Raw genomic sequence first — 26,492 nt, forward strand, 5'->3', positions numbered from 1 at the left:
GGGGCGCTGCCCCCGGACCCCCGGCGGTATTTGTCAAAGAGAAGAAGCAGGGGAGCGGGGCATGAACCTGCTGTTTTCCAACGATCGCCAGGGCCAGTACCCGGAGAGCTGGTATGCGGCGACAACCGCGTTTCTGCCGCCCTTCGCGCCGCTCCAGGGCGCGGTGACGGCCGATGTCTGTATTGTCGGCGGTGGCTATACCGGGCTCTCGGCGGCGCTGGAACTGGCGCGGGCCGGGCGCCGGGTTGTCCTGCTCGAGGCGCATCGGGTGGGCTTTGGCGCCTCGGGACGCAATGGCGGGCAGTTGGGCTCGGGGCAGCGGGTCGACCAGCAGGGGCTGGAGCGACTGGTCGGACGCGCGGATGCGGCGAAATACTGGGCGCTCGGCGAGGCGGCCAAGGCGCTGGTCAAGCGGCTGATTTCCGACCATGACATCGAGTGTCACCTGAAGCCGGGCGTGGCCTGGACCGGCTCGAGCGCGGCGGAGGTGGCCGAGTTGCACGGCTATGTCGATTTCCTGCGCGAGCGCTATGGCTATGACCATGTCGAGGCGCTGGACGAAGCGGCCTGCCGGGCGCTCTGCCCGTCTCCCGATTACAAGGGCGGGATGATCGACCGGGATGCGGCGCATCTGCACCCCTTGCGGCTGGCGGTGGGGCTGGCGCGGGCGGCGGCGGCGGCCGGGGCGGTGATCCATGAGGGCTCTTGCGTGCATCACGTCGCGCCGGGGCTGGTGCAGACCGCCGATGGGCGGGTCAAGGCCGATCACGTGATCCTGGCAGGCAACGGCTATCTTGGCACGCTGGACCGGAAGGTGCTGGCGCGGGTCATACCGATCAACAATTTTGTCATTGCCACAGAGCCTCTGGGCGCGGGCGCGGCGCAGGTGCTGACCGAGGATGTGGCCGTGGCCGACAGCCGCTTCGTGGTGAACTACTTCCGGCTCAGCCACGACAGGCGGCTGCTGTTCGGCGGTGGCGAGAGTTATGGCTATCGGTTCCCGAAGGACATCGCCGCCAAGGTGCGGCGGCCGATGGCCGAGATTTTCCCGCATCTGAAAGACGTCAGGATCGACTATGCTTGGGGCGGCACCCTGGCGATCACCATGAAGCGCCTGCCCTTTCTGGCGCGGGTGGCGCCGGGGGTGCTCTCGGCCTCGGGTTACTCCGGCCACGGGGTCGGCACGGCGACCCATGCCGGCTGGCTGATGGCGCGGGCGATCATGGGCGAACAGGAGGGGTTCGAGACCATGTCCGCCCTGCCCGCCCCCGCCTTTCCCGGCGGCGGGATGATGCGAACCCCGCTGCTGACCCTGGCGATGAGCTGGTATGCCCTGCGCGACAGATTGGGGATCTGACGACACAGGCGACGGGCATTGACGCCCGTTACGGAAAATTCACTTTTTTGCCGCATTGCTCTGATTTAGTTTTCTGAAAACCCCGATTAAGGAAAGCGAATATGAGCAGTCTCGAGGCCCCCAACGTTCATGACGCCGAGCCGATCCCGGAGGCGGCCCGCGCCGAAATCGACCGGTTGCTGCAAAGTGGCGACCTGTTCCGCTATACCGCGCCCGAGGATGCGCCGGTGGCGCTTCTCGAAGCGGAATTCGCCGAAATGATGGGCATGCGCTATGCGCTGGCGGTCGCGTCCTGTTCGGCGGCGCTGTTTCTGGCGCTCAAGGCGCTGGAGCTGCCGCGCGACGCCCGCGTGCTGATCCCCGGCTTCACCTTTGCCGCGGTGCCCTCGGCGGTGGTGCATGCCGAATGTTGCCCGGTGCTGTGCGAGGTCGGCGACGATTACCGCATCGACCTTGAGGATTTCGCCGCCAAGCTCGACGATGTCGCGGCGGTGATCATCAGCCACATGCGCGGCCATACCTCGGACATGGCGGCGATCATGGCGCTTTGCGACGCGCGTGGCATTCCGGTGGTCGAGGATGCGGCACATTCTCTGGGCACCACCTGGCGCGGGCGGAAGATCGGCACCATTGGCCGGATCGGCTGTTTCAGCTTTCAGAGCTACAAGATGATAAACGCCGGCGAAGGCGGCATTCTGGTTACCGACGATGCCGAGCTGGTGGCGCGCGCGATCATCATGTCGGGCGCCTATGAGCACAACTGGAAGAAACACCCGGTGCTGCGCGATCATTTCCCGGCGTTGCAGAACCGCCTGCCGCTTTACAATCAGCGCATGTCGAACCTGTCGGCGGCGGTGATCCGGCCGCAGCTGCCGCATCTGGCGCGCCGGGTGGGCGACGGGCGGGCGAACCACGATCACGTGGCGGCGCGGCTCAACACCTCTCCCTGGATGCAGGTGCCCGACAGCCTGCCCGGTGAAGAGCGCGCGCCGGATTCGATCCAGTTCAACCTCGAGGGCATGACCGAGCCCCAGCGCCGCAGCTTTGCCGAGGCGGCCGAGGCGATGGGCGTCAAGGTGCAGATCTTCGGGCTCTCGGCAGACAATGCGCGCGCCTTCTGGAACTGGCATTTCGTACCGGATCTGCCGGAAGATCTGCCCGCCACCCGGGCGATGCTGATGCGGGCCTGCGATGTGCGGCTGCCGGCGCGGCTGACGCGGGCGGAGTGCGATTTTATCGCCGAGGCGCTGATCGCCGCGGCAGAGACGGTGATGGGCACGCCCCGGGCCTACGGCACCTGATCCGCCGCAAGGGTCGGAACCGCAAAAGCCCCGCGACCGGCGCGGGGCTTTGCAAAACTGAGCTTTTGCTCGCGGTTTACTTGTCCATCTTGGACAATTTGGCCTGAAGCTCGGCCAGCTGTTTCTTGATCGCGTCGAGGTCTTCCTCGTCTTTCTGGTCGCTCTGGCCTTCGCCCTGATCGGGGCCCGACCATTGCGGAGAAATGCCGCCGGTCATCGCCTTCATGAAAGCTTCCTGCTGCGCCTTCATCGCCTCGAAGCCCGGCATCTTGGCCATCGGGCTCATCTCGAGCATGCGGTTCTGGCCTTCGCGCAGCATCTCGAACGAGGCGGTCAGGAACTGCGGCACGACGCTTTGCGCCTGGGTGGTGTAGCTGCGGACCAGGTCGGTAAGCACCCCCAGCGGCAACACATTTTCGCCGCGGCTCTCGTGTTCGGCGACGATCTGAAGCAGGTATTGCCGGGTCAGGTCGTCACCCGATTTCAGATCGACGATCTGCACGTCGCGGCCATCGCGGATGAACCCCGAGATGTCTTCGAGCGTCACGTAATCGCTGGTTTCGGTATTGTAGAGCCTGCGGCTCGCGTACCGCTTGATCAGAAGGGGTTTCGGTTTGTCCGCCACTTGGGCCGTCCTCCCGTGAGTTTCAGCGTTGCAAAAAAGCCTAGGCCAGCGTTTGCAAAAAGAAAAGCGTTGTCACGCCGCAGGCGCGAAAAACATGATGCTGCGCAGCATCACGCGGGATCCGGCAGGGTTTCGACCTCGACCGCCTCGTTCAGATAGAGCGCGGCGGCGCAGTCTTCGTCGACCTCGATCGAGGATTTGACGTATTGATGTTCGAGGTCGGCCTCGGTGCCGATCCAGGTGAAGCTGCCGCCACAGGCCTGGCCGTTGATCCGCGCGATCCGGACCGGCGCGCCAATGGTCACGCCCGAGGATTGCTGTGCCACAAGCTGATCGACGCGCACGAAAACCTCGACCGATTTCTTCTCGGGCGCATAGATCTGCGCGGCCGAGGCGCCGGCGCTGACGCAATCGCCGACATTGGGCGCAAAGCCCAGCAGAACACCGGCATAAGGCGCGCGCAGCTGAAGCGCCGCATGGGCCACCTGCTGCGATTGCAGGTCGAGCTGGCCGATGTCGAGCGCGATCTCGGCGCGTTTCTTGGCGGAGATTGCGCTGGCCAGGGTCTCCTTGGCCTGATCGGCGGCGAAATCGGCGTTCATCATCCGGCTTTCGACACCTTCCATGGTGCTTTCGTTGATCAAGCCGCGGCGGAACATCTGTTCGTTGCGGGCAAATTCCTTGCCGACAAAGGCCAGTTCCTGCGCCCGGCGGTCGACATTGGCCTCGGCGGCGTCGATGGCGAGCTGTTTCTCAGCCACCGCCGCCTCGAGATCGGCAACCCTTGCCTTGGCGGTCTCGAGCGCCAGTTCGGCGTCCTGCGCGTCAAGCTCGACCAGCAATTGCCCGCTTTCGGCCGCGCCGGTGCGGCGGGCGCTGTCCGAGACGGAGACGATGCAGCCGCCGGTTTCATAAGACAGCCCGGTGATCTCACGGGCCACCACGGTACCGGCAAAGGTGAACGGCTGGAATTCGGCCTCTGTCTCCTGGGCCATGGCGCCCGTCGCGGCCAGGCCAAGGACCAACGCCCCGCGTCTCGATGCAATCTTGCCGATCATGATGCGCCCTTCCCCGCTGCGATCCGGGTGATGGTGCGCAATGCCGGGCGATCTGGCAAGAGCGGCGGGCGCAAAAGAAAAGACGGGCCCCGAGGGACCCGTCTTTCCGTGATGTCGTCGCGCATCAGGGGGGAGGAGACAGCGCGGACTACATCCTGATCAGATGATCAGCTTACTTGGCGGTTGCGGTCGCTTTCTTGGTGGCAGCGGTCGCATCCGAAGTGGCTTTTTTCACGGCAGCCGAAGCTTCTTCCGAGAATTCCTTGCCGGCCGCCATCATCAGTTCGACGGTTTCCATCTGAACTTTCTTGGCGATTTCAGCGAAAGCGGCCACGTTTTCGGCGGCAACTTCAGCTTGAGCCGAAGCGAAATCGGTCATCGCCTTGGCATAGTCGGCGGGCTCGGATTTGGCTTTCGACAGCTCGGCCAGTTTGGCCAGGGTGTCTTTGGTCCATTTCGAGGAGATCTCGGTCGACTTCTCGGCAGCTTCCAGAGCAACGCCCGAGAGTTTCTCGTTCAGGGTCGCTTGGGTCTTGAAGGCATCTTCCAGAGCCGAAGTGTCAACCGGGAACGCGCCCATCATGTCTTTCAGCAGCGCGGTGACGTCTTGTGCTTTTGCAGCAGCCATAATCTAAATCCTTTGTTTCTGCGCGGAGCGGGCCCACCCCGTCTCTGCGTCTGCAAAGAATATAGCCGCTGCACCGCAGCATTTCAACCACTTTTTGCTGCGGTGCAGAAAAAGGTTTTCCCTACGTAAATTCAGATGCTTGCCTTGACCCGAACGTAGTCACCCGGGGCATCGCCAAGCGGCGGGTGCTCAGAATCACCCGCGTCGCGTGCATCGATCATCTTGCCTGCACGCGGCTTGAGCCAGGCCTCCCAGCGCGGCCACCAGGAGCCCTCGTGGAACTCGGCGCCTTCCATCCACTCCTCCGCGGTATCGGGCAGATCGTCGTTGACGTAATGGCCATACTTCTTTTTGGTCGGCGGATTGACGATCCCGGCGATATGGCCCGACTGGCCGACGATGAAGCTGCGCGACCGGCTGCCGGTTTGCAGGAACCCGCGATAACAATCCTTCCAGGGCGCGATGTGATCGGTCTCGGTGGCGACGGCACAGATCGGCACGGTGACATCCTTGATCGACAGGCTCTCGCCCAGAAGCTCGAAGGTGCCTTCGATCATCTCGTTGCGCTGGCACAGGCCGCGCAGGTACTGCATCACCATCTTGCCGGGCAGGCCCGAGCCATCGCCGTTCCAGTACAGCAGATCGAAGGCCGGGGGCGTATCGCCCATCATGTAGCTGCGGATTGCCGGCTGATAGATCAGGTCGTTCGACCGCAGGAAGGACATGGTCCGCCCCATGATGAAGCTGCGCAGGATGCCGTGCTGCGCGACCTCGGCCTCGATCCCGTCGACGAAATCATCCTGAAGGAACGGCGTGAATTCACCCTGATCCGAAAAATCGGTCAGCGTGGTGAAGAAGGTGGCGGATTTGACCGACTTGTCGCCACGCTTCTTGAGCAGCGCCAGCACGAGGTTGAGCGTGGTGCCGGCGATGCAATAGCCGATCGCATTGACCTGCTTGACCTTGCAGAGCTTCTTGGCTTCTTCGATGGCGGCCAGATAGCCATGCTCGACATAATCCTCCATGCCCCTGTCGGCATAGGTCGGATCGGGATTGACCCAGCTGACCACGAACAGCGTATAGCCCTGGTCGACCACCCATTTGATAAAGCTATTCTTGTCCTTGAGATCGAGGATGTAGAACTTGTTGATCCAGGGCGGAAACAGCACGATCGGGATTTCATGCACCTTGTCGGTGCTGGGGCTGTACTGGATCAGCTCCATCATGTCGTTGCGAAACACCACCTTGCCCGGCGTGGTGGCGATATTGCCGCCCACTTCGAAAGCTTCGGTATCGGCCAGCCGCACCACCAGCTCGCCATCGTTGGCCTCGAGATCGGCGACAAGGTTCTCAAGCCCCTTGACCACGGAATCGCCCTCGGTCTCGATCGCCTTCATCAGCGCGTCGGGATTGGTGGCAAAGAAATTCGTCGGCGCCATCATGTCGACGATCTGCTGCGAAAAGTAGCGCAGCCGCTTCTTTTCCTTCTCGTCGATGTCCTCAATGTCCTCGACCGCCTGTTTGATGGCGTCGGAATTGATCATGTATTGCTGCTTGATGAAGTTGAAATAGGGGTTGGATTTCCAGACCGGATTGGAAAACCGCTTGTCGTCCGGCGTGTTGTCTTCCGGCGCGGCCAGCTTGCCCTGGGCCAGAAGCTGCTGCGCCTCGACGATATGCTTCAGCGACTTGCCCCAATAGTCCACCTGATGCTCGAGGATCTTGGCCGGGTTCTGCATCCATTCCTGCCAATAAGCCGTCGCTGCACGTGCAAAAAGCTCGGACTCGGGCGCAGCAATTTGCGGATTCGGCGGTTTGCGTCGCGTCAAGGCCTTGGTCAGACGCTGCGTCAACTCGTCAATTTTGGCAATATTCTCGTCTAGATGAGCAATATTATTACTCTGTTTAGCGTCTTCGATTGTCATCTCAACGATTCCTCTTTAATCTTGCAGGCGCAGCATTAGATTGCTTTGTTGGAGGGGGCAAAGCGACAAAAACAACGGGGCGTGCCAGTGCCCCATAGCTCCGGAGCCCACGCAGATGCGTTACATGGTCACCTACGATATGATGGAAACCCTTCGGAACACGAACCAGTGGCTCGGCGCGACGGCCGAGGCGATGGCCTCTTATCCCGCCTTTGCCATGTGGCCCAATCCGGCGATGACCTGGCTCGCGGCGTGGGGGTCGGTGACCGAGCGGGCTTTCGAACGCATGGCCGTCAAGCCCGACTGGGGCATCCATTCGATCACCTGCGAAGACGGGCGCGATCACCTGGTCAATATCCGCACCGAAATCAGCCGGCCGTTCGGCGACCTGATTCACTTCGAGATTGCAGGCCGCACGCCCGCACCACGCAAGGTTTTGCTGGTTGCACCTATGTCCGGACACTATGCCACGCTCCTTCGCTCGACAGTTCGGTCCTTGCTCCCTGACTGTGAAGTCTATGTCACCGATTGGCACAATGCACGTGATATTCCGGTGTCAGAAGGCAAGTTCGATGTCGAGGACTACACCCTCTACCTCGTGGATTTCATGCGGCATCTTGGCCCAGATACCCATGTCATCGCGGTCTGCCAGCCGGCGCCGCTGACGCTGGCCGCCACCGCCTATCTGGCGGAAGAGGACCCCGAGGCCCAGCCCCGTTCGCTGACCCTGATCGGCGGCCCGATCGACCCCGACGCCACCCCTACCGACGTGACAGATTTCGGCCATCGGGTGACCATGGGCCAGCTCGAGCAATCGATGATCCAGCAGGTCGGCTTCAAATACACCGGCGTCGGCCGCAAGGTCTATCCGGGGCTGCTGCAACTGACCTCCTTCATCTCGATGAACGCCGATCGCCACTCCAAGGCTTTCGTCGATCAGATCGGCCGTGTCGCCCGGGGCGAGGCCTCGGACCACGATGCGCACAACCGCTTTTATGATGAATATCTCGCGGTGATGGACATGCCGGCGGAATTCTATCTCTCGACCGTCGAGCGGATCTTCAAGAACAGCGAGATTGCCAAGAACGCCTTCACCGTCGCCGGCAAACCGGTGGATATCGGCAAGATCACCACCGTGGCGGTGAAAACCGTCGAAGGCGACAAGGATGACATCTCGGCACCGGGCCAATGTATCGCCGCGCTCGATCTCTGCACCGGGCTGCCCGACAACAAGAAGGCCAGCCACCTCGAGCCGGGCGCCGGCCACTACGGCATCTTTGCCGGCAAGTCCTGGCGCAACAACATCCGTCCGCTGGTGCTCGAATTCATCGATGCCAACAGCGATACACCGCCGGCGGCAACCCAAATCCGCGCGGTGTGACCCCCCGTAGGGTGCGCCTTCACGGCGCACCTTCCGCCAGATACATCCGCAGGAACCAGGGTGCGCCGTAAAGGCGCACCCGACGGCCGGTCAGGCTCTGGCTTTCTCAAACACTGCATCGATCATTGCCTGCGTCCCGCGCGAGAATTCCAGAGGGCAGGGATATTCGGCCCCATCCAGCACGCTGGCGTTGAAGTTCTCGACCTGGCAGACATAGTGGTTGACCCCCGGCCAGCGCCAGGTCACCGCCTCCATCCCGGCGCGCTCCAGCGTCAGCTCGGCCTGGTCGAAGACCCCGGCGTTGAACGGCGCCTTGACGGTGATGACGCCCTTGTCGCCCTGGATCGCCACATACTGACGAGGCGCCATGCGCATCGAATTGATCCCGGAAAAGTGGAAGGACGGAAAGCGCGCCGTCACATGGCTCCAGACGTCGACCCCCTCTTCCCAGCGCATCTCGGTCGACAGGATCTCCTCGGGCTCTTCGCCGGTCACGAAACGCGCGGTGCCGTAGGTATAGACGCCGATGTCGGGGATCGCGCCGCCGCCGGTGTCGGCGCGGTTGCGGATGTTGCCGGTGTCGGCGCGGTTGTCATAGGAAAACACCGTGTCCCAGAGCACCAGCTCGCCGATCTCGCCGGCCTGCACCAGCTCGCGCACCTTCTGCCAGCGCGGGTGGTGCACCACCATATAGGCCTCGGCCGCCAGAAGCCCGGTCTCGTCGCGCAGCGCGATCACGCTGTCGAAGGCGCCGGCCTTCATCGCGAGCGGCTTTTCCACCAGCACATGTTTTCCGGCGCGCAGCGCCTTTTCCGCCCATTCCACGTGCAGGTGATTGGGCAGCGGGACATAGACCGCGTCCACCGCATCACTGGCCAGAATCTCGTCATAGTCCCCGAACACCTCGATCCCGGGCGTCAGCTCCTGGAACGGCCGGGCCTTGTCCGCGCTCGAGGTGGCCAGCGCCGCCAGACGGCCGCGCCGCGCGGATTGAATGGCCGGAGCCATATGTTGCCGGGCAAATTTCGCCGCGCCCAGAATGCCCCAACGAATGTGGTCTGCCATGATCTCGTCTCCCTGAAATGCTTGCGCCGAACCCTAGCCACCTGCGGCCCGGCTGCAACCCGGAAGCGCCCGGCCCGGCGCTGTCACAGAGGCGTCACTCAAGTTTCACAGCGCCGCAAAATCCCCTTTGCGAAGCGCGGCGAGATTGGGCCTCGGCGCTTTTACAAAAGGGACATCCCACATGCGACTTTCCTCTCTCTCACTGGCGGCCCTGGCCGGGCTTGCCGCCCTGCCCGCCGCGGCCAAGGACGCGAGCTACATTGGCACCGTCGAAACCGTTGCCGGCGACAGCGCCGGCATGGCGCGCGGCACCGTCTTTGTCGACGCCAACCGCAACAGCCGCCTCGACGCCGGCGAAACCGGGATCGGAGGCGCGCTGGTGACCAATGGCCGCGAAGTCGTGGCAACCGGCGCCGATGGCACCTACGCGCTGCCGGCCTATGACGACATGAACCTGAGCGTGATCAAACCCGCCGGCTATGCCAACCCGGTCGATCAACAGATGATCCCGCAGTTCGCCTATGTGCACAAACAGGCCGGCTCGCCCGAGCTGCGCTTTGGCGGCATCGCCCCGACCGGCCCCCTGCCCGCCGCGATCAACTTTCCCATGATCGAGGACGCGGCCGGCGACCGCTTCAGCTGCCTCGCCTTCGGCGACGCCCAGCCCTATACCAATCAGGAGGTCTCTTACGTCCGCGAAACCGCCGGCAAGCTGCTGGCAACCGCCGATCTGTCCTCGACCGAATGCCTGATTTTTGCCGGTGACGTGATGGGCGACGACCTGTCGCTCTATCCGCGTTTCAAGCGCATCATCGCCGTCGGCCAGACGCCGCAATATTGGGTGGGCGGCAATCATGACGTCGATTTCGACGCCGAGACCGATGCCCACAGCTTTGACACCTTCCGCCGCGAATGGGGCCCGGAATACTGGGCGGCCGAGTTCGGCAACGTGCTCTTCATCGGCCTCGACAATGTGCGCTATCCCTGCAACGGCGTCGATCCGCACCCCTTCTGCTCGACCGACAAGAGCCATACCTACAACGGCGTGATCTCCGAGCGGCAGATGGAATGGCTGGGCAACCTGCTGCCGCAGGTGCCCGAGGACAGGCTGATCGTGATGACGGCGCATATCCCGTTCCAGACCTTCACCGACAACACCGCCGCCAAGCACCAGACCGACAACCTCGCCGAGCTGGCCGCGCTGCTCGACGGGCGCAAGGTACTGACCATGGCGGGCCACACCCACACCACCGAAAACATCGAACCGGGCGAAGGCTTTGAAGGTTGGGAAGCGGCCACCGGTCTGGCGACCTCGCCCTTTCATCAACTGGTGATCGGCGGGCTGTCGGGCTCTTGGTGGGCCGGCGACCTGAACGCCCAGGGCGTGCCGCATGCCACCCAGCGTCTGGGCAGCCCACGGGGCTATTTCCGGCTGGATTTCGACGGCGCAACCTTTGTCGATACCTATCTGACCTTCCATACCACCGAGGACAGCCAGTTCCACGCCGCGTTCAATACGCCCCGGTTCCGCAAATGGGCCGATGCGCTGATCACCTATGCCGAGCTCTACGGCACGCCCTCCAAGGTGCTGCCGCCGGTGACGCGCAACGATCTGGCCGATCCCTTTATGCTGACCCGCGCCGATCTGGAAGGTGACAGCTGGGTCGCGGTGAATGTCTGGAACGGCGGCAAATCGACCGAGGTCACCGTGTCGATCGATGGCGGCACGCCGATGGTGGCCACGCGCACCCAGCCCGGCGAGGGCGAGGCCAAGTACCGCGGGCTCGACTATGCCGACCCGGCGGCGATCCTGAAACAGGCGACCCAGGGCAGCCTGGCCATCCGGTCGGACCGCGGCGGTGACGACACCGCCGGCTATGCCATGTTCCAGGGCAACCGCATGTCCGGTGTCGCCGGCCCCTTTCCGCGTTGGCTTCTGACCGACAACAGCCTGCACCTGTGGCGTGCCGATCTGCCCTCGGACCTGTCGGACGGCGTGCATGTGATGACCGTCACCGCCACCGACCGTCACGGCCGGGCCTTCACCACCGATTACACCTTCGAAGTGGTGGCAGAGATCCCGCAGATGACCTGGCAGACGCAGCTCTGGCAATGATCCCGGCGCCTGCTCGGCCCGCAGGCGACAAAAAACGGCCCGGGGTCACCCCCGGGCCGCCGCACTCGTTAAGAAACCCTCGGGCCTCTCTGGAAACGCTCAGGCCATTGCGGCCATGCCCTGTTTCTTGGCCAGTTCCTTCATCCGCTTTTGCAGCTTTTCGAACGCCCGCACCTCGATCTGGCGGATCCGTTCGCGGCTGACGTCATATTGGCCGGACAGATCCTCGAGCGTCACCGTCTGATCCGACAGCCGGCGTTGCGTCAGGATGTCCTTTTCGCGGTCGTTGAGCACATCCATCGCCTCGGCCAGCATCGCGCGGCGCGCTTCCAGCTCGTCGCGTTCCTCGTAATCGGCGGCCTGGTCGGCGTCTTCATCCTCGAGCCAGTCCTGCCATTGCATGGTGCCTTCGCCTTCGGAGCCGACGGTGGCATTGAGCGAGGCATCGCCGCCGGACAGGCGCCGGTTCATGCTGATGACCTCCTGTTCGGTCACGCCCAGATCGGTGGCGATCTGCGCCACGTTGTCGGGGTGCATGTCGCCGTCTTCCAGCGCGCCGATCTTGGCCTTGGCCTTGCGCAGGTTGAAGAAGAGCTTCTTCTGTGCCGAGGTGGTGCCCAGTTTCACCAGGCTCCAGGACCGCAGGATATATTCCTGAATCGCGGCCCGGATCCACCACATGGCATAGGTGGCCAGACGAAAGCCCTTTTCCGGGTCGAAGCGCTTGACCGCCTGCATCAGACCGACATTGGCCTCCGAGATGACCTCGGCCTGGGGCAGACCGTAGCCGCGATAGCCCATGGCGATCTTGGCTGCCAGACGCAGGTGCGAGGTGACCATCTTGTGCGCCGCCTCGGTGTCCTGCTCCTCGACCCAGCGCTTGGCCAGCATGTATTCCTCTTCCGGCTCAAGCAGGGGGAACTTGCGGATTTCCTGCAAATAGCGCGACAGGCCGCCTTCGGGCGTCGGCGCCGGGAGATTTGCGTAGTTAGCCATGTTGGTCCCTCCAATGTTTAGGGCTTTAACATTCCATATGGTGTGGAAATCGGGCCTTTCAAGAGCACATATCCACCTTGATTACGATAATTGTACCGATCCGTTCAGATTGGAAGCCCCATGTGGCCGGATCACAGCCATGTGCACTTCACGACAAAACCTGTCATAAGAGCGTGAATAATTGGTGTCCATGTGCACAAATGCACAGACCCTGCGGATCGGACCGGGGCCTTCGTGCATCATCGCATTGGAAATGTTTCAGCCGCGCAACGCGGCAAGCAGCAATTCCATGTCTTCCGGCAGCGCGGCGGTGAAGCTCAGACGCTCTTCGGTGACCGGATGGACAAATCCCAGCGTCTCGGCATGGAGCGCCTGACGGGGAAAGCCCTGCACCGCCCCCTGCCCGGCCTCGGCAAGCGCGCCCTTGGCGATCTTGCGCTTGCCGCCATAGGTGGCATCGCCGATCAGCCCGTGTCCGGCATGGGCCATATGCACGCGAATCTGATGGGTCCGGCCGGTTTCCAGCCAGCATTCGAGCAGCGCCACCGCCGCCGGCGCGCCAAAGCGCTCGACCACCCGCGCCCGTGTCACCGCATGCCGGCCGCCTTCGAAACAGACCGCCTGTTTCTGACGGTCGGTGCGATGGCGGGCCAGTTGCGTGGTCACCTTCAGCACGTTGCCGGGCTCGAAGCTGATGCCGCGCAGCCCCCTGAGTCGCGGATCGGCCGCATCCGGCACGCCGAAAACCACCGCCTTGTAGGCGCGTTCGGCGGTGTGTTTCTCGAATTGCGCCGCCAGCCCATGGTGGGCGGCGTCATCCTTGGCCACCACCAGCACGCCCGAGGTGTCCTTGTCGATCCGGTGCACGATCCCCGGCCGCTTCATGCCGCCCACGCCCGAAAGCGTGTCGCCGCAATGATGCAGCAGCGCATTGACCAGCGTGCCCGAGGGCGTGCCCGGCGCCGGATGCACCACCATGCCCACCGGTTTGTTGACGACGATCAGGTGATCGTCCTCGTAAAGCACGTCAAGCGGGATGTCCTCGGGCAGGATATGGCTCTCTTCCGCCTCTTCCAGCGTGATCGCCACTTCGGCGCCCTCGGCGACCCTGGCCTTGGGATTGACCTCGACCGCGCCATCCAGCCGCACCGCCCCGCTTTCCAGAAGACGCGCCAGCCGGGTGCGCGACAGGGCCGCCGCCTCTGGCACATCGCGGGCCAAGGCCTTATCAAGACGTCCGGGCGGATTGGCGCCGATGGTGAAACGGAGTTCCGGCATGGATGACCCTTCTGAAACGCAGGCGGAGTTGCCCGAACCGGCCAACCTGCGCTTTCTGCGCCTGCTGGTGACCGTGCTCACGGGCGTGATGATCGCAGGGGTCATACTGATCATCGCGCTGATTGTCATCCGCTTCCGCGATCCCGGGCCGCAGCTGCCCGAAGAACTCAGCCTGCCCGCCGGGGTGGAGGCCCAGGCGGTGACCTTCGGCACCGGCTGGGTGGCGGTGGTGACCGGCGACAACCGCATTCTGATCTTTGACCGGGTCACCGGGCGGATGACCCAGGAGGTGGAGCTCACTGATAGGTGAGCGCCACCCAGATGTGCAGCGCGACCAGCGGAATCAGCGCCGAGGACAGGGCGATGTGCAGCCAGAGCCAGGCCCGGTAGAGCCAGCGGCTGCGATAGGGAATGACCTCGCGGTTCAGCAGGCCGGTGGCGGCGATGGCGACAAAGCACAGCGCCAGCGCCGAAGTCCAGGCATGGCCGAAGCGCACCGCATGCAACGCAAAGACAAGCACCAGCCCGACCCCGACCCAGCGATGCGCGGCATAATGGCGCCGGACATCGGCCGCGGTGCCGCCGGTGCGGGCGCGCAGCAGCATCCATTGATAGCCCATGCCGGTCAGCAGCAGCGTGCCGGTCACCACCTGCCAGGTCAGCGTTCCGCCCAGAGGCCAGGGCCGAAAGGCCGTGCCGGCGGTCAGCGCCGCGACGGCAAAGGCGAGCGCCAGCAACCCGAGCATCACGTAGGGCCGCCGCCGGATACGCAGCAGAACCTCGGTCATGCCCCGCCCTCGCCGCCGCTCAGGATCAGCGCGCGCATCACCGCCCCGCCCGCCCGGGCCCGGACCTCGGCCATGAAGGTCGCGCTGTCGGGCAGCACCGGCGCGCCCGCCTCGGGCCAGGCCGCGCCGATCGTCACCGGAACGGCGAAACCCGCCGCCTTGTCGAGATAGCGCTGATAGGCCTCTTCGACCGCACGGTAAAAGGCTTCGGTCACCTTGAGCGCGCTGTCGGCATTCAGCGCGGCCTCGGGATAGGTCCAGGTCGTGGCCCCCATCACCGCGTCGAGTTGCCAATCCTTGCGCGGGCTGTCGGGATGGTCGTTGTGGCAGCTCACACATGGCGCGGCGCTTGCGAAATCGGGGTACATCGCCACCTGATCGCCGCGCTCCGAAGTGGAAAACACCGGCGCCTTGGTGGCGCGGACCCGGGCAAAGGCCGTGGCCTGCGTCCCGGCAAACAGATTCGAAGCGTTGATCGGCGCATCCGAGCCGAGATAGAGCCCCAGGCGCGGCGGCCTGGCCTCGATCCGCGCCGCCGTCAGCCGCAGGAACAGTGCCGGCAACGGCCCCTTGTCGACCCCCGGCTCGGCCCAGTCCTCGCCGAATTTCAGCCCCGCCTTGCCGCCGGGGCCGACGATCCGCGCCGTATAGGTCGCCCGCGCCGCATCGTTGATCGCATTTACCGCGTCGAACATCCGCGCCACCGGCAGGCTGCGCCCGGCCCCGGCGCGGCTGGCCTCGAGCGGCAGCGGCGGCGGCGCGGTGACTACCAGATAGATCGCCAGACAGGTGAAACAGCCAAATGCGACGATGATCCTGAAACTCATTCCGGCTTTGCCTCGAAATGTTTGAAGGTGCCGTAGGGCCCCGCGCCCTGATGAAAATAGGCGCGGATGGCGGCGCCGGGGATCATCGCCTGCACACGGGTCGGCGGCTCGAAGACATGGTTGCCGTGGAAATCGTGACAGCCCAGGCAGCTTTCCCATTTCTCCTCCGCGATCAGCCGGTCATGCGGGATGTTCACCGGATCCCGGGCCAGCGTCAGATCGCCATGACAGGCGCTGCAAATATCGGGCGTGGCAGACACCCGCGCCGCGTCATGCTCGGAATGGCAGCCAAGGCAGCTGTCGGCGCGGACCGCGCGCAACGCCGGTTCAAACCGCGGCTCGCGGAAACGATAGATCGGATGTCGCTCGTTCGGCCGCGCGTGGCAGGCCAGACAGTGATCGCTGGTCACCGGGCCATTGCCGAAATCGACATCGCTGTCGCGCCGCCCGATGGCAAAGGCGAAACGGGCCTGCACCTGCTGCCGCGTCGTGCCGGGGCTGGGCGTGTGACAACCCTGACAGGAGACCTCGGCATGGCCCTGCTGAATCGGCCCCTGCGCCAGCCAATGCGCCGCCGGCCCGGTCCAGAGGCCCATCGCCCCCAGAAAGGCCACCGGAATGGCCATGGTCACTGCCGACCGGCGCAACGTCATCGCGATCTCTCCAGAATGCCTTGGACCCGAAATCGCTTTTAAGTTGATTAATCACCCTTAATAATTGGTTAAGGCGGCAAAAATTTGCTCTCTTTTCGCGCCTCGCCGCTCCGCCAACCCGACGCCAGCGGCGGAGTTGGACACCTGCGCCATGCGGGGCGTCGTAACATTTGTCAGGTTGGAAATGGTACCGCCTGCCCGGTTCGAACGGGCGACCTCTTGATCCACAATCAAGCGCTCTAACCTACTGAGCTAAGGCGGCACTGGCAGGCGGAATAGCTCTGACGCGCGTCGATTGCAAGCCGTTTGCGGCGAAAAATCTGCCGAAACAGCTCACAAATCCACCTCCCAGCGCATCTCTTCCAGCTCGACGCCAAAGCTGGTGACCGGCCGGCTGTCCAGCAGGCGCCAGCCGGTGCTGGCATAAAGCGCGCAGGCCGCGGCATGGCTGCGATGGGTGGCCAGCACCATGCGGCTGTATCCCGCCTCTCGCGCGAACCCCATGCAGCGCCCTAACATCCAGCGGCCCAGGCCCCGCCCCCGCGCCTCGGGCAGCAGCAGGAACAGCCGCAGCCGCGCGGTCGTGGCATCCTCGCGGGCGCAGAGGATGCTGCCCAGCCGCGCCCCGCCCCGTTGGGCCACGAAGCCGGCTTCGCAGGCCGGCTCCATGTCGCGCAGGAAATCCGCCAGCACCTGGCCCACCAATGTCTCGAAACTGGCGTCGAATCCCTCGTCGCGGGCATAAAGCCGGCCATGCGCCCGGGTCAGCCAGTCCACATCGCCCTGCCGCAGCGCGCGCAATGTCACCTCCTGTTGCATCTCTTGCCTTTCCGCCCCGCCTCCTGTAGCCCGATCCGGCCTTGTCAGAGGCGGCCAGAAGGAGGCTATCATGGGTATCAATTCCGAACGTGACATCGAGGCCAATCTTCAGATCGGCCCAACCGACGCCGGCATGGTGCGCCTCTTCGTGAGCGCCGATGGTATCGAGATTCCGATGGATTTCGACCCCGACGAGGCACGCGAGATCGCCGAAGAGCTGACCGCCGCGGCCGCCGCCGCCGAAAAGGCCGGCAAGCGCCGCTGAGGCCCACCCTCACATCTCGATCCGCGCACCGGGATCGCGCAACGCCTGAAGCCGGCGGGCGGCATGGGTGGCAAAACACTGGATCATCTTCTTGCGCCGCGCCGGCGCAAGCCTGCTCTCTTCGCCCATGCGCAGCACCTCGGCATCATAGGCATCGGCCATGATAAGCCCGGTGCCCTCGGGCAGAAGATCGGTTGGAAAGGCCGCGTCCACCGCCCAGAAATATCGGTCGCACCATTCCAGATATCCCTGCCACTTGCGATCGGTGATGAAATCGCTGCGCGAGGATTTGCATTCGATCACCCAGAGCGCGCCCTTGGGCCCAAGCGCCATCACGTCGACCCGCAAGCCCCGGGTCACCACCAGTTCCTCGACGGTGACAAACCCCAGGCTCGCCATGTGCCGGCATACCCCGCGCGCCAGAAGCTGGCCGGGCATGAGATCTGTGGCAAGATCGGCGGTCGGGTCGGGTCTGGACGCGGTGCTCATGCGGTAAATACTGGAACATAAGGCGAACGTTGACAATCCCCTGCCGCCCCGCCGTTGCCAAATCCACCGGCCCTCATATTTTCAATCCTGCAACCGTCGAGGACAGAATGGCCAAAGAGACCGAATTGACCGAAGCGCAGGCGCGCGGCGTGCGCCATGCGCGCGAATTGCAGGGCCATCTCGGCTGGCTCGACACCTTTTCCGGCACCGCGCTCGGCGTGCTGGCGGTGGCCTCGGGGATCTACACCTATCTCGGGGTCTCCTCGCTGCTGGATGAGAACGGCGCCATGTCGGTCTTTGCCGCCATTGCCTATTCGGTCGCGGTCTCGGTCGGCATCTTTGTCTTCTGGTCCTACATGATGCGGCTGTTTCCTGCGGTGCGCACCGCCCAGGCCCGCGTCGGCCTGCTGGCCGCCATGGGGTTGGGCTCGCTGGCCATCGTCGCCATGTCATCCTGGCTCAATGCCGCCGCGCTGGCCGGCTCTGCGGCCGTCGAACAGCACCTGGCCGAAACCGTGCAACGCTATCAGACTTCGCTCGAACGGGCGCATGAGGTGGCGCTCACCGGCCAGGCGCTGGAGCGCGATGTCTCCCGGGTGCGCCAGGGCTTCGAGGATCTCTCGGAACAGGAGGCGACCGGCAATCTCTCGGGGCTGGCGGGGCGCGGGGCGGTGTTCCGCGTGCTGCGGCAGAAATCCGAAGAGCTGGCCGCGCTCGAGGCGCAGATCGCCGCCCAGACCCCGCGGGTCGAGACCGCCTTCACCCAGGGCAACGCCCTGCTCAGCCGGATGCGCGCCCTGACGGTCGAGCCGGGCGCGGTCGAACCCCGGTCGGTGGAATTCTCCGAACTGGCGGTCGAACTGCAAGGGCTGATCACCCAGCTGCGCCAGCTCTCGGTGGCACCGCTGGTGGAACGCGCGGCGCAGGATCTCGCGGCCTCTGTCGTGCTGCCCGAGCTGGATGGCGCCACCGAGCAGAACCGCGGCGATCAGGCCGCCACCATCACCTCGGTGCTCGACGTGCTGGTCCGCCGCGCCGCCACACTGGAAAACGCCGCCCGCGATGTCCGCACCCTCGCGCCGCCGCCCGAGGTCTCTTATGCGCCGATCTCCTCGGCCGACGCAGTGATCCTCTATGCCGGCAATTTCGTGCCCTCCTGGGCGGGGGCGATTGCCATCGACCTGCTGCCGGCGGTGCTGGTCTTCATCCTCGCCATCACCCAGGCGGCGATTCGCGCCGGCCGCGACGGTGCCGGGGTCGAGGACACGATGACCCTGGCCGAGCTGCGCGCCGCCCTGGCCGCCCTGCGCGATGTCGAAACCGCCATGCGCCAAGTGCCCGAGACCCCGGCAGAGCCCCCCGCAGCCGACAGCGAGCCCCAGCCCGAGACCGGCAAGGACGGCGGCAAGGTCCACCCGCTGACCGGCAAATCCACATGAGCGCCGGCAGCGCCATTGCCCGCATCCTCACCGGCGTGCTGGTGTTTCAGGTCGGCATCGGCGTGCTGCTGGTGGTGGGCGATGTGCAGCGCGGCGGGCTGCGGCTGCCGAAACTCTGGACCGACACGCCGCGGCTGTCCGAACCGGTGCGACCGGGCGACCAGCGCCGGGTCTTCGATCCGGGCCGCGACCGCCCGGCGACACAGCCCCTGCGGGATCCCGGCACCCTTCCGGACCGCCTTGTTCTCACCCCCGCCGAAGGCGGCACCTGGCGGCTCGAAGGCACCATTGCCGAGGGCGACGCCAGCCGCATCATCGACCAGCTCGAGAGCGCCGAGCCGGCGCCGGAGCGGCTGATCCTGCAATCCCCCGGCGGCGCCGTGGCCGAGGCGCTGACTCTCGGCCGCCACCTGCGCGCCAGGGGGATCGAGACGCAGATGCTGGCAGGCGAATTCTGTTACTCTGCCTGCCCCTATCTGTTGGCCGGCGGCAGCAGCCGCGTGATCGACGCCACGGCCTCGGTCGGGGTCCATCAGCACTACTTCGGCGAAAGCTCCCTGCTGCCCGCCTTTGTCGCGGTGGAAGACATCCAGCGCGGTCAGGGCGAGGTCATGGGCTATCTGGCAGAGATGGGCATCGACCCGCTGGTGATGCGCCATGCGCTGGCCACACCGCCGGATGAAATCTACCTGCTCCTGCCCGAAGAGCTTGACCGCTACAAGTTCCGCAGCGCCTCCGACGGCTAGGACAGCGCCTGATCTTCTTCTGTTTTCAAGCCCCCTCGGGGATTTCGCCACAGGCGGCAGGGGCCGCGCCTCCGCCCGTTCGCCGCAGCCGGGCCGGGATTTCTTTCCCGCCCCCCTTGCCGCCGCGCCACGGAGCCCCTATCTGGCGTGAAGGCGGGTGCTGCCCTTCTCGTGTACGGTTGCATTCCGGTGGCCTTAAGCAATTCCGAGGGAGCTGGCTCTGTCCTGGTCCTGGCCTGGTTACCTGGCGCCCACCTGTATATACAGGTCCTCGGGAATGAGATAACCCCACGGTCGCGTTTGCGGGCCCGCCGTTTTCCACCAGATCGCCGCCCCTGGCGGCTTCCCTGCCGTCACGGCACGAAAACAATCACGGCAAAAACGTCATGGCATGAAAAAAGGCGCGCAACGCCTGCGCACCTTCACGAAAAGCCGGGCACCACGCGGCCCCGACGTCAGATCCTGCGGCGCGGCTTCGCGACCGGCACCCGCACCGGGGCATATTCGCGTACCGGCGCGCGCAGGCCCCCGCCGGGGGTGTCGTCATCGTCATCGCCCATTGTGGAAATGCCGAATTGCACCCCGGCGAAAACGATGCCGTTAACCACCCAGAGCAGGAACACGGCAAGGATACCCAGCGGCGACGTGGCAACCAGATGCGCGAGATTGGCGATGTTGAAACCCAGCAGCATGATCACGAAGACCGCCGAGGCCAGGAACCCGATCAAGACGTGCTTGAAGTACTGACGGACAAGTTTCGGCAATTGCGGCTCTCGCATCGTAATCCCTCTCCCGGCGCCCCAAGGAATGTGGCGCTTGCCGTTCAGCATACAGGATATCACGCCAAAGCGATATGAAAAGCCGCTGCGACATCACGTCATCCGGCGTTTTTTCGCTCAGAATGCCTCGGGGCGGGCCTCGCGCGCCATGTGATCGAGCACCGCGTTGACGAACTGCGGCTCGCGGCCCTCGGGAAAGAAGGCGCCGGACACGTCGACGAACTCCTTGATCACCACCCGCGGCGGCGCCTCGCCCTCGACAAGCTCGGCGCCGGCGGCGCGGAACAACGCCCGCAGCACCGGGTCGATTCGCGCGATCGGCCATTTCGCCACCAGCGCCCGGTCGGTCATCTGGTCGATCCTGGCCTGATGGTTGACCGCCTCCGCCACCAGCTGGCCGAACAGGCTGACATCGCCCTCGACCATCTCGTCGCCCTCGTAGACCGCGCCAAAGCGGTGTTCGACAAACTCATGCGTCACCGAAGGCACGGATTGGCCGCGCGCCTCCATCTGAAACAGCGCCTGCACGGCATAAAGCCGGGCGGCGGATTTCATCTTGCGCTTCTGATTGCCTGACAGCGCCTTGGGGGCGGAGGCTTCGGTCTCGTCACTCATGCGGTCGGGGTGCTCTTCATGTCGGCGGCTATCTGGTATTCGTCTCGCGCCGGGCGGAATCCCACACCGTCACGCGAAGCGCCCCATTTACGGCTGAGTGCCACCAGATGCAAGGCCGCCGCGGCCGCCCCGCCGCCTTTGTTGCCGCGGTCCGGATCGGCCCGAACCTCGGCCTGGGTCATGTTTTCCACCGTGAGGATGGCATTGCCGATGCAAAGCCCCTGAAGCCCCAGCAGGGTGATCCCGCGCGAGCTGTCGTTGCACACCGTTTCGTAATGAGTGGTCTCGCCGCGGATCACGCAGCCCAGCGCCACATAGCCGTCGAAGTTGCTCATCCGCTCGGCGATGCCGATCGCCGAAGGCACCTCGAGCGCGCCGGGCACCTCGATCAGCTCCCAGGTGCCGCCCGAGGCTTCGATCTCGGCCTTGGCGCCGGCCACCAGATTGTCGGCGATGGCCTTGTAATAGGGCGCCACCACGATGAGGATCTTCACCGGCTTGTCGAATTCGGCGCGCGGCAGGATGTAGTGGGTCTCGGCTTCGGCCATCTCTTGTTACTCCGTGATCGGGCGGGTGCCCACGATTTCAAGCCCATAGGCGTCGAGGCCGACATAACGCGTCGCCTCGTGGTCGCTCAGCAGGATCAGCTTCGACAGACCCATGGTCGAGAGGATCTGGCTGCCCAGACCGATCTCGCGCACTGTCTTGGGCCCCTCCTCGGCCTCTTCGCGAATGACCCGCGCCTGCGGATTGCGGAACAGGCATACAACGCCCCTGCCCTCGCGCGCGATGATCTCCATCGCCTTGCGCAGCTCGCCGGAATTGCCGATCCCCAGCACGTCCTGCAAGGCCGAAAGCGCATGGGTCCGCACCAGCACCGGCTCGGGCGAGGTCACGTCGCCCTTGGTCAGCACCACATGCTCGACACCTTCGGTGACGTCGGTAAAGACCCGCAGCACCCAGTCGCCGCCGAAGGCCGAGACCACTTCCTGTGTCGCGGTTTCCTTGACAAGATTGTCATGCCGCCGCCGATAGGCGATCAGATCGGAAATCGTGCCGATCTTCAGCCCGTGTTTCTGGGCAAAGGACACCAGTTCCGGCAGCCGCGCCATGGTGCCGTCCTCGTTCATGATCTCGCAGATCACCGCCGAGGGGTTGAGCCCGGCCAGCCGGCTGACATCGACCGAGGCCTCGGTATGGCCGGCCCGCACCAGCACGCCGCCATCACGCGCGCGCAACGGAAAGACATGGCCCGGCGACGAGATATCCGAGGCGGTGGAGCTGCCATCGATGGCCACCGCCACCGTGAGCGCCCGGTCATGCGCCGAAATCCCGGTGCTGACGCCTTCGCGCGCCTCGATCGACACCGTAAAGGGCGTCTCGGTGCGCGAGGAATTGTTGGTCACCATCGGCGGCAGGCCCAGCGCATCGACCCGCTCGCCCGGCAGGGTCAGGCAGATCAGCCCGCGGCCATTGGTGGCCATGAAATTGATCGCATCCGGCGTCGCCATCTGCGCGGGGATCACCAGATCGCCCTCGTTCTCGCGGTCTTCGTGATCGACAAGGATGAACATCCGGCCGTTGCGGGCCTCGTTGATGATCTCCTCGACCGGAGAGATCGCCTCGCTCCAGTTCTCTTCGACCGGCCCCGGGGTCACATATTCCATGGCACGCCTCCTGAATTCTGCCGCTCGGGATAAAGGAGGCCGCGCGAATTGGAAAGACCATCCCGCCGCCGTCCCATCGCGTCAGACCGGATCCGCGGTAAAGCCGGCCTTCTTGTGACTTCCATCACAAAAAGGCTTGTTGCCGGACTGGCCGCAGCGGCAGAGAAAGAGCCGGCCCGCCTGTTTCACCCGCCGGCCGGTGCCGGTGGTCACCTCGGCCGGGCCGACCAGCACCAGCGGCCCGTTCTCGCGGCAGGTGATCTTCAGCGGCCCGGGCGCCTGCGCCTCGCCTTCGGCCTCCGCCGGCTCGCCCGTGGCCTGGAACCCGCCATTGACGTGGCTGTGATCGCAGAACGGCTTGGTCGCGGAGAGCCCGCAGCGGCAGAGCGTGGCGCGCTGCATCCGGTCCTCGCCCATCTGCAAATTTCCGGCCAGAGCGAGCGGCCCGTTTTCCCAGACAGCGACGCGATTGATCGCCGGCGGCGTCTCGTCGCGGCCGCCATCGCGGCGGGCATAGGTCAAGGCGCCGGAGGGACAGGTGCGGATCATCGCCGCGATGTCCTCGGCCGGGGCGGCATCGGGGTCGACCCAGGGCCGGCGCGACGGGTCGAAGACCTGCGGCAGCTTGAGATAGCAATTGCGCGCGTGGATGCAGCGCGACATGTCGAAAGAGATGGCGATGTCCTTACCGTCGTAAGTCCTGGCTTTCCCCATGATGTCCTCCCGGTCAGTCGAAAATATCCTCGATCACGTCGAAGGCCTCTTCCAGAAACCAGCTCACGCCGCGTTTCTTTTTCTTCTTCTTGCGCTTGTAGCCGTTGTCGCGCTTCATCTCCCAGAGCGGATTGGGCGTCGCGGACTTGCGTTTGCCGGCCTTCGGCGTCCTGGAGGCCTTCGCCTGTCTGGGCACTTCGGCGCGGGGGCCGGGCATCATCTTGAGGTCATGCAGCGGCGCGCCGCAGCCCTGACAGCTCAGCTCGTGCCGCGTCTTGCCGGTCAGGATCAGCGCGGCGCGGGTGCCGCAATAACAACATGTGGCGATCTTTGTGCCCTGCGGCATCGCATCCTCCGTGATGTGTGCCCTCCAACCTAAGCACGGCACCGCGAATTGAAAGCCTTCAGCCGCGGCTCAGGCTGGCATAAAGCGCCACGGCGGCAGCATTGGAGACATTGAGCGAACCGAAGGCGCCGGCGAAATCGATCCGGACCAGCGCGTCGCAGGTCTCGCGCGTGCGTTCACGCAGCCCCGGCCCCTCGGCGCCCAGCACCAGCGCCACCGGCCGGTCGGCGCGGCCCTCGAGCGCCTGTTCGATGGTCTGCGCGGCCTCGCCGGCCAGTCCGAGGACGATATAGCCCATGCCCTGAAGCGCGAGGATCGTGTCAGCCAGGTTGCGCACCCTGAGATAGGGCTGCCGCTCCAGCGCGCCGCTGGCGGTCTTGGCCAGCGCACCGGTCTCGGGCGCACTGTGGTGGCGCGGGGCGATCACCGCGCGGGCGCCAAAGACCTCGGCCGAGCGCAGGATGGCGCCCACGTTGTGCGGATCGGTCACCCGGTCGAGCAGCAAGAGCCGCTGCGCTCCCGGCCCGTCGGCCAGCGCCACATCCTCGAGCGAACCCCAGGCCAGCGGCTTGACCTCGAGCGCCGCGCCCTGGTGCACCGATTGCGGATCGATCGGGGCCGGGAACTTGCGCGGATCGGCCTCTTCGGGGGGCAGGCCGCTGGCGGCGATGGCCGCGTCCAGCTTGGCTGCGGCATTGCGCGTCACGATCAGCCGCAGCTTTTCGCGGGCCGGATTTTCCAGCGCATCGCGCACCGCATGGATGCCAAAGAGCCAGACGGTTTCAGCCGCCGCCGCCCGTTTGGCCTGTTCCTTTTCGACAACCCACTTGGGCTTTTTCATCGCAATCCCCTTCGCCTCTGGCGACAATGGCCGCCCGCGCCCCATGGCGCAACCCGCCGCCCCTTACCGGGCGCAAATGCCCCCCGCAAGAAAAGATGCGGGCCGGCAAATTTTCCCGGATTTCCGGCTTGACCTCCCCCGGCCCCATCATTAATCAGCCCCACACAGTGGGCGACAGGCCGCAAGGTGTGGCAGGGGACTGTAACTCCCTCGCGGAGACGCACGCTTGGTTCGATTCCAAGGTCGCCCACCACTTCTCCAGAACCATGACCCGCCCTCCGGCACAGCCTGCGCGGCTGGATACCGATCGATCCCCAGGATCGATCCCGCGTTCCCTGCATGTGGCAGCGGCCACCTGCGGTTCCCTCGCGGAGACGCACGCTTGGTTCGATTCCAAGGTCGCCACCACTTCTCCAGAAACATGACCCGCCCTCCGGCACAGCCTGCGCCGGCCTGTTTCCGCTCGGTTTTCCGCCATCTGCTGTTATGCTTCCCGCAAGATACGGAGGATCAGGCATTGAAGATCGCGGTGATGGGCGCAGGCGCGCTGGGGGGCTATTTCGGCGGACGGCTGGCGCAGGCCGGCCATGAGGTGACATTGATCGCCCGGGGCGCGCATCTCGAGGCGCTGCGCCGCAACGGTCTGACCATCCGTAGCCCCAAGGGCGACGCGCATCTGCCCGGGATCGGCGCCAGCGGCGATCCGGCCGAGGTCGGGCCGGTCGATACGGTGCTGTTCATGGTCAAGAACATCGACGTCGAACCGGCGGCCGAGGCGATCCGCCCGATGCTGACGCCGGAAACCGCCGTCGTGACCTGCCAGAACGGCATCACCGCCTGGGAACGTCTGGCAGCCGCGATCGGCGCGCAACACGTCATCCCCGGCGTCGCCCGCATTCCCGGCCATATTGCCAAGCCCGGGGTCATCGCCCATACCGCGCCGTTCGACATGCTGACCTTTGGCGAGGCCGGCGGCGGCATCAGCCCACGCTGCGAAATGCTGGCCGAGGCGCTGACCGAGGCCAGAACCACCCCGGTGCTGCACGAAAACATTCTGATCGATCTCTGGACCAAGTTCTGCGGCCAGAGCACCATGGCCTCGATGACCACGCTGACCGGGCTCGACATGGGGCCGCTGCGTGCCACCGCCGAGAGCCGGGCGCTGTTTCGCGCCGCTGTCGAAGAGGCGGTCGCCGTGGCCCGCGCGGTGCGCCCCGACATGCCGGCGGACACGGCCGAGACGGTCTGGGGCTTCCTCGACGGGCTGCCCGATCACATGCATGCCTCGATGCTCGACGATCTGCGCAATGGCAAGCCGCTGGAACATGAGTATCTGAGCGGCGATCTGGTGCGGGCCGGCGCAAGTCACGGCGTGCCGACCCCGATCCATAGCGTACTCTACGCGGCGCTGAAACCGATTGCCGAGGCGCAGATGTCCGGTTGAATGCCGGCGCGTTCACCCGTCTTTATCGATGATCCACTTGACGGCGGGGTCGGGCAGGAATCGCCAGTTGCGGCGGGGGCCGGCCATGACGTTGAGGTAGTACATCTCGAAGCCGTAAGGCGCGCCGCAGGGGTGGTGGCCGCGGGGGACCAGAACGACCTCGCCATCGTGCACCGCCATGCATTCGTCGAGCGTGCCATCCTCGGTATAGACCCGCTGCACGCCGAATCCCGAGGCCGGGTTAAGGCGATGGTAATAGGTTTCCTCCAGATAGGTGATGCGCGGGAAGTCGTCCTCGTCGTGACGGTGGCTGGGGTAGGAGGACCAGTG

29 protein-coding genes and 2 tRNA genes are annotated in these 26,492 nt (G+C 65.0%); 10 read left to right on the forward strand and 21 right to left on the reverse strand.

What is annotated here, in order from left to right:
• The first annotated feature begins 61 nt into the window (after positions 1-61).
• Both BMW90_RS20300 and BMW90_RS20305 read left to right on the forward strand, forming a co-directional pair.
• On the forward strand, positions 62-1,357 hold the full coding sequence (locus BMW90_RS20300; RefSeq protein WP_074838581.1) for an NAD(P)/FAD-dependent oxidoreductase: 1,296 nt from the start codon (positions 62-64) through the stop codon (positions 1,355-1,357).
• 101 nt (positions 1,358-1,458) lie between these two features.
• A complete protein-coding gene (locus BMW90_RS20305) occupies positions 1,459-2,658 on the forward strand; it encodes a DegT/DnrJ/EryC1/StrS family aminotransferase (RefSeq protein ID WP_074838584.1) in 1,200 nt (399 codons plus the stop codon).
• A gap of 76 nt (positions 2,659-2,734) precedes the next feature.
• On the opposite strand, the gene phaR is transcribed toward BMW90_RS20305, so the two are convergent.
• The 4 genes from phaR to BMW90_RS20325 form a co-directional block, all read right to left on the reverse strand.
• On the reverse strand, positions 2,735-3,283 hold the full coding sequence (gene phaR, locus BMW90_RS20310) for a polyhydroxyalkanoate synthesis repressor PhaR (protein WP_048532176.1): 549 nt from the start codon (positions 3,281-3,283) through the stop codon (positions 2,735-2,737).
• A gap of 110 nt (positions 3,284-3,393) precedes the next feature.
• Positions 3,394-4,341, reverse strand: a complete 948-nt coding sequence (locus BMW90_RS20315) for an HlyD family secretion protein (RefSeq protein WP_074838587.1) — start codon at positions 4,339-4,341, stop codon at positions 3,394-3,396.
• 172 nt (positions 4,342-4,513) lie between these two features.
• Positions 4,514-4,969 (reverse strand): phasin family protein, encoded by a 456-nt coding sequence (locus BMW90_RS20320; RefSeq protein ID WP_048532178.1) that lies wholly within the window; start codon positions 4,967-4,969, stop codon positions 4,514-4,516.
• Positions 4,970-5,100: 131 nt separating this feature from the next.
• A complete protein-coding gene (locus BMW90_RS20325; RefSeq protein ID WP_074838590.1) occupies positions 5,101-6,894 on the reverse strand; it encodes a PHA/PHB synthase family protein in 1,794 nt (597 codons plus the stop codon).
• Between the two features lie 115 nt (positions 6,895-7,009).
• Between BMW90_RS20325 and phaZ the strand changes: the two genes are divergently transcribed.
• Positions 7,010-8,275, forward strand: coding sequence for a polyhydroxyalkanoate depolymerase (gene phaZ, locus BMW90_RS20330; RefSeq protein WP_048532180.1), 1,266 nt, complete (start codon positions 7,010-7,012; stop codon positions 8,273-8,275).
• A 90-nt stretch (positions 8,276-8,365) separates the two neighbouring features.
• On the opposite strand, the gene BMW90_RS20335 is transcribed toward phaZ, so the two are convergent.
• The gene (locus BMW90_RS20335) at positions 8,366-9,340 is read right to left on the reverse strand and encodes a Gfo/Idh/MocA family protein (protein WP_074838593.1); all 975 of its coding nucleotides are present in this window, start codon (positions 9,338-9,340) and stop codon (positions 8,366-8,368) included.
• Positions 9,341-9,521: 181 nt separating this feature from the next.
• Between BMW90_RS20335 and BMW90_RS20340 the strand changes: the two genes are divergently transcribed.
• Entirely contained in the window at positions 9,522-11,456 is a 1,935-nt protein-coding gene (locus BMW90_RS20340; RefSeq protein ID WP_074838596.1) for a calcineurin-like phosphoesterase C-terminal domain-containing protein, read from the forward strand.
• A gap of 99 nt (positions 11,457-11,555) precedes the next feature.
• On the opposite strand, the gene rpoH is transcribed toward BMW90_RS20340, so the two are convergent.
• Positions 11,556-12,452: an RNA polymerase sigma factor RpoH gene (gene rpoH, locus BMW90_RS20345; RefSeq protein WP_048532183.1), complete on the reverse strand. Its 897-nt coding sequence runs from the start codon at positions 12,450-12,452 to the stop codon at positions 11,556-11,558.
• 258 nt (positions 12,453-12,710) lie between these two features.
• Positions 12,711-13,730: an RluA family pseudouridine synthase gene (locus BMW90_RS20350; protein WP_074838598.1), complete on the reverse strand. Its 1,020-nt coding sequence runs from the start codon at positions 13,728-13,730 to the stop codon at positions 12,711-12,713.
• Here BMW90_RS20350 and BMW90_RS20355 point away from each other — a divergent pair.
• Positions 13,729-14,040 (forward strand): DUF6476 family protein, encoded by a 312-nt coding sequence (locus BMW90_RS20355; RefSeq protein WP_074838601.1) that lies wholly within the window; start codon positions 13,729-13,731, stop codon positions 14,038-14,040. The two genes, BMW90_RS20350 and BMW90_RS20355, sit on opposite strands and share 2 nt — an antisense overlap.
• Here BMW90_RS20355 and BMW90_RS20360 read toward each other — a convergent pair.
• From BMW90_RS20360 to BMW90_RS20380, 5 genes are all read right to left on the reverse strand, one after another.
• Complete coding sequence (locus tag BMW90_RS20360) at positions 14,027-14,518, reverse strand: hypothetical protein (protein WP_074838604.1); 492 nt, start codon at positions 14,516-14,518, stop codon at positions 14,027-14,029. The genes BMW90_RS20355 and BMW90_RS20360 overlap by 14 nt on opposite strands.
• Complete coding sequence (locus BMW90_RS20365) at positions 14,515-15,345, reverse strand: c-type heme family protein (RefSeq protein ID WP_074838607.1); 831 nt, start codon at positions 15,343-15,345, stop codon at positions 14,515-14,517. Before BMW90_RS20365 ends, BMW90_RS20360 begins: the two co-directional genes overlap by 4 nt.
• Complete coding sequence (locus BMW90_RS20370; RefSeq protein WP_074838610.1) at positions 15,342-15,998, reverse strand: cytochrome c3 family protein; 657 nt, start codon at positions 15,996-15,998, stop codon at positions 15,342-15,344. Before BMW90_RS20370 ends, BMW90_RS20365 begins: the two co-directional genes overlap by 4 nt.
• Positions 15,999-16,183: 185 nt before the next feature.
• Positions 16,184-16,260: transfer RNA gene (locus tag BMW90_RS20375), tRNA-His, on the reverse strand.
• Positions 16,261-16,331: 71 nt separating this feature from the next.
• Entirely contained in the window at positions 16,332-16,817 is a 486-nt protein-coding gene (locus tag BMW90_RS20380) for a GNAT family N-acetyltransferase (RefSeq protein ID WP_074838613.1), read from the reverse strand.
• Between the two features lie 70 nt (positions 16,818-16,887).
• Between BMW90_RS20380 and BMW90_RS20385 the strand changes: the two genes are divergently transcribed.
• Entirely contained in the window at positions 16,888-17,082 is a 195-nt protein-coding gene (locus tag BMW90_RS20385; RefSeq protein WP_074838615.1) for a DUF6324 family protein, read from the forward strand.
• A gap of 9 nt (positions 17,083-17,091) precedes the next feature.
• On the opposite strand, the gene BMW90_RS20390 is transcribed toward BMW90_RS20385, so the two are convergent.
• Positions 17,092-17,571, reverse strand: coding sequence for an MmcB family DNA repair protein (locus BMW90_RS20390; protein WP_048532191.1), 480 nt, complete (start codon positions 17,569-17,571; stop codon positions 17,092-17,094).
• A 107-nt stretch (positions 17,572-17,678) separates the two neighbouring features.
• On the opposite strand from BMW90_RS20390, the gene BMW90_RS20395 reads away from it, so the two are divergent.
• Positions 17,679-19,010 carry an AAA family ATPase gene (locus tag BMW90_RS20395; protein WP_074838618.1) on the forward strand — a complete coding sequence of 444 codons (1,332 nt, stop codon included), beginning with the start codon at positions 17,679-17,681 and terminating at the stop codon, positions 19,008-19,010.
• On the forward strand, positions 19,007-19,756 hold the full coding sequence (locus tag BMW90_RS20400) for a COG3904 family protein (RefSeq protein WP_074838620.1): 750 nt from the start codon (positions 19,007-19,009) through the stop codon (positions 19,754-19,756). Before BMW90_RS20395 ends, BMW90_RS20400 begins: the two co-directional genes overlap by 4 nt.
• Positions 19,757-20,211: 455 nt before the next feature.
• On the opposite strand, the gene BMW90_RS20405 is transcribed toward BMW90_RS20400, so the two are convergent.
• From BMW90_RS20405 to rlmB, 7 genes are all read right to left on the reverse strand, one after another.
• Complete coding sequence (locus BMW90_RS20405; protein WP_306456265.1) at positions 20,212-20,586, reverse strand: hypothetical protein; 375 nt, start codon at positions 20,584-20,586, stop codon at positions 20,212-20,214.
• 66 nt (positions 20,587-20,652) lie between these two features.
• The gene (nusB, locus tag BMW90_RS20410) at positions 20,653-21,150 is read right to left on the reverse strand and encodes a transcription antitermination factor NusB (protein WP_048532194.1); all 498 of its coding nucleotides are present in this window, start codon (positions 21,148-21,150) and stop codon (positions 20,653-20,655) included.
• The gene (locus BMW90_RS20415; RefSeq protein WP_048532195.1) at positions 21,147-21,698 is read right to left on the reverse strand and encodes a 6,7-dimethyl-8-ribityllumazine synthase; all 552 of its coding nucleotides are present in this window, start codon (positions 21,696-21,698) and stop codon (positions 21,147-21,149) included. The genes nusB and BMW90_RS20415 overlap by 4 nt, the downstream gene beginning before the upstream one ends.
• A 6-nt stretch (positions 21,699-21,704) precedes the next feature.
• Entirely contained in the window at positions 21,705-22,817 is a 1,113-nt protein-coding gene (gene ribB, locus BMW90_RS20420; protein WP_048532196.1) for a 3,4-dihydroxy-2-butanone-4-phosphate synthase, read from the reverse strand.
• An 81-nt stretch (positions 22,818-22,898) separates the two neighbouring features.
• On the reverse strand, positions 22,899-23,531 hold the full coding sequence (locus BMW90_RS20425; protein WP_074838623.1) for a CDGSH iron-sulfur domain-containing protein: 633 nt from the start codon (positions 23,529-23,531) through the stop codon (positions 22,899-22,901).
• Between the two features lie 13 nt (positions 23,532-23,544).
• Positions 23,545-23,877, reverse strand: coding sequence for a hypothetical protein (locus tag BMW90_RS20430; protein WP_074838626.1), 333 nt, complete (start codon positions 23,875-23,877; stop codon positions 23,545-23,547).
• Between the two features lie 58 nt (positions 23,878-23,935).
• On the reverse strand, positions 23,936-24,718 hold the full coding sequence (gene rlmB, locus BMW90_RS20435; RefSeq protein WP_074838629.1) for a 23S rRNA (guanosine(2251)-2'-O)-methyltransferase RlmB: 783 nt from the start codon (positions 24,716-24,718) through the stop codon (positions 23,936-23,938).
• Between the two features lie 169 nt (positions 24,719-24,887).
• Here rlmB and BMW90_RS26780 point away from each other — a divergent pair.
• Together BMW90_RS26780 and BMW90_RS20440 are read left to right on the forward strand one after the other, a co-directional pair.
• Positions 24,888-24,971: transfer RNA gene (locus tag BMW90_RS26780), tRNA-Tyr, on the forward strand.
• 264 nt (positions 24,972-25,235) lie between these two features.
• Positions 25,236-26,162 carry a 2-dehydropantoate 2-reductase gene (locus tag BMW90_RS20440; RefSeq protein WP_170850592.1) on the forward strand — a complete coding sequence of 309 codons (927 nt, stop codon included), beginning with the start codon at positions 25,236-25,238 and terminating at the stop codon, positions 26,160-26,162.
• A gap of 12 nt (positions 26,163-26,174) precedes the next feature.
• On the opposite strand, the gene BMW90_RS20445 is transcribed toward BMW90_RS20440, so the two are convergent.
• A partial coding sequence (locus BMW90_RS20445; RefSeq protein WP_170850593.1) for a 5-deoxy-glucuronate isomerase occupies positions 26,175-26,492 on the reverse strand: 318 nt, incomplete at its 5' end.

The organism is Marinovum algicola, from assembly GCF_900109145.1.
Classification (GTDB): domain Bacteria; phylum Pseudomonadota; class Alphaproteobacteria; order Rhodobacterales; family Rhodobacteraceae; genus Marinovum; species Marinovum algicola.

Bases quoted from the DNA above. Each gene is read 5' to 3' on its own strand.
- ribB (WP_048532196.1), bottom strand. From the start codon at position 22,817: ATGGAATATGTGACCCCGGGGCCGGTCGAAGAGAACTGGAGCGAGGCG.
- BMW90_RS20415 (WP_048532195.1), bottom strand. From the start codon at position 21,698: ATGGCCGAAGCCGAGACCCACTACATCCTGCCGCGCGCCGAATTCGAC.
- BMW90_RS20300 (WP_074838581.1), top strand. From the start codon at position 62: ATGAACCTGCTGTTTTCCAACGATCGCCAGGGCCAGTACCCGGAGAGC.
- BMW90_RS20325 (WP_074838590.1), bottom strand. From the start codon at position 6,894: ATGACAATCGAAGACGCTAAACAGAGTAATAATATTGCTCATCTAGAC.
- BMW90_RS20395 (WP_074838618.1), top strand. From the start codon at position 17,679: ATGGCCAAAGAGACCGAATTGACCGAAGCGCAGGCGCGCGGCGTGCGC.
- BMW90_RS20400 (WP_074838620.1), top strand. From the start codon at position 19,007: ATGAGCGCCGGCAGCGCCATTGCCCGCATCCTCACCGGCGTGCTGGTG.
- BMW90_RS20385 (WP_074838615.1), top strand. From the start codon at position 16,888: ATGGGTATCAATTCCGAACGTGACATCGAGGCCAATCTTCAGATCGGC.
- BMW90_RS20360 (WP_074838604.1), bottom strand. From the start codon at position 14,518: ATGACCGAGGTTCTGCTGCGTATCCGGCGGCGGCCCTACGTGATGCTC.
- rlmB (WP_074838629.1), bottom strand. From the start codon at position 24,718: ATGAAAAAGCCCAAGTGGGTTGTCGAAAAGGAACAGGCCAAACGGGCG.
- BMW90_RS20380 (WP_074838613.1), bottom strand. From the start codon at position 16,817: ATGCAACAGGAGGTGACATTGCGCGCGCTGCGGCAGGGCGATGTGGAC.
- BMW90_RS20430 (WP_074838626.1), bottom strand. From the start codon at position 23,877: ATGCCGCAGGGCACAAAGATCGCCACATGTTGTTATTGCGGCACCCGC.
- phaZ (WP_048532180.1), top strand. From the start codon at position 7,010: ATGCGTTACATGGTCACCTACGATATGATGGAAACCCTTCGGAACACG.
- rpoH (WP_048532183.1), bottom strand. From the start codon at position 12,452: ATGGCTAACTACGCAAATCTCCCGGCGCCGACGCCCGAAGGCGGCCTG.
- BMW90_RS20355 (WP_074838601.1), top strand. From the start codon at position 13,729: ATGGATGACCCTTCTGAAACGCAGGCGGAGTTGCCCGAACCGGCCAAC.
- BMW90_RS20390 (WP_048532191.1), bottom strand. From the start codon at position 17,571: ATGAGCACCGCGTCCAGACCCGACCCGACCGCCGATCTTGCCACAGAT.
- BMW90_RS20320 (WP_048532178.1), bottom strand. From the start codon at position 4,969: ATGGCTGCTGCAAAAGCACAAGACGTCACCGCGCTGCTGAAAGACATG.
- BMW90_RS20370 (WP_074838610.1), bottom strand. From the start codon at position 15,998: ATGACGTTGCGCCGGTCGGCAGTGACCATGGCCATTCCGGTGGCCTTT.
- BMW90_RS20305 (WP_074838584.1), top strand. From the start codon at position 1,459: ATGAGCAGTCTCGAGGCCCCCAACGTTCATGACGCCGAGCCGATCCCG.
- BMW90_RS20350 (WP_074838598.1), bottom strand. From the start codon at position 13,730: ATGCCGGAACTCCGTTTCACCATCGGCGCCAATCCGCCCGGACGTCTT.
- BMW90_RS20425 (WP_074838623.1), bottom strand. From the start codon at position 23,531: ATGGGGAAAGCCAGGACTTACGACGGTAAGGACATCGCCATCTCTTTC.
- BMW90_RS20315 (WP_074838587.1), bottom strand. From the start codon at position 4,341: ATGATCGGCAAGATTGCATCGAGACGCGGGGCGTTGGTCCTTGGCCTG.
- nusB (WP_048532194.1), bottom strand. From the start codon at position 21,150: ATGAGTGACGAGACCGAAGCCTCCGCCCCCAAGGCGCTGTCAGGCAAT.
- BMW90_RS20335 (WP_074838593.1), bottom strand. From the start codon at position 9,340: ATGGCAGACCACATTCGTTGGGGCATTCTGGGCGCGGCGAAATTTGCC.
- BMW90_RS20405 (WP_306456265.1), bottom strand. From the start codon at position 20,586: ATGCTGAACGGCAAGCGCCACATTCCTTGGGGCGCCGGGAGAGGGATT.
- BMW90_RS20340 (WP_074838596.1), top strand. From the start codon at position 9,522: ATGCGACTTTCCTCTCTCTCACTGGCGGCCCTGGCCGGGCTTGCCGCC.
- BMW90_RS20365 (WP_074838607.1), bottom strand. From the start codon at position 15,345: ATGAGTTTCAGGATCATCGTCGCATTTGGCTGTTTCACCTGTCTGGCG.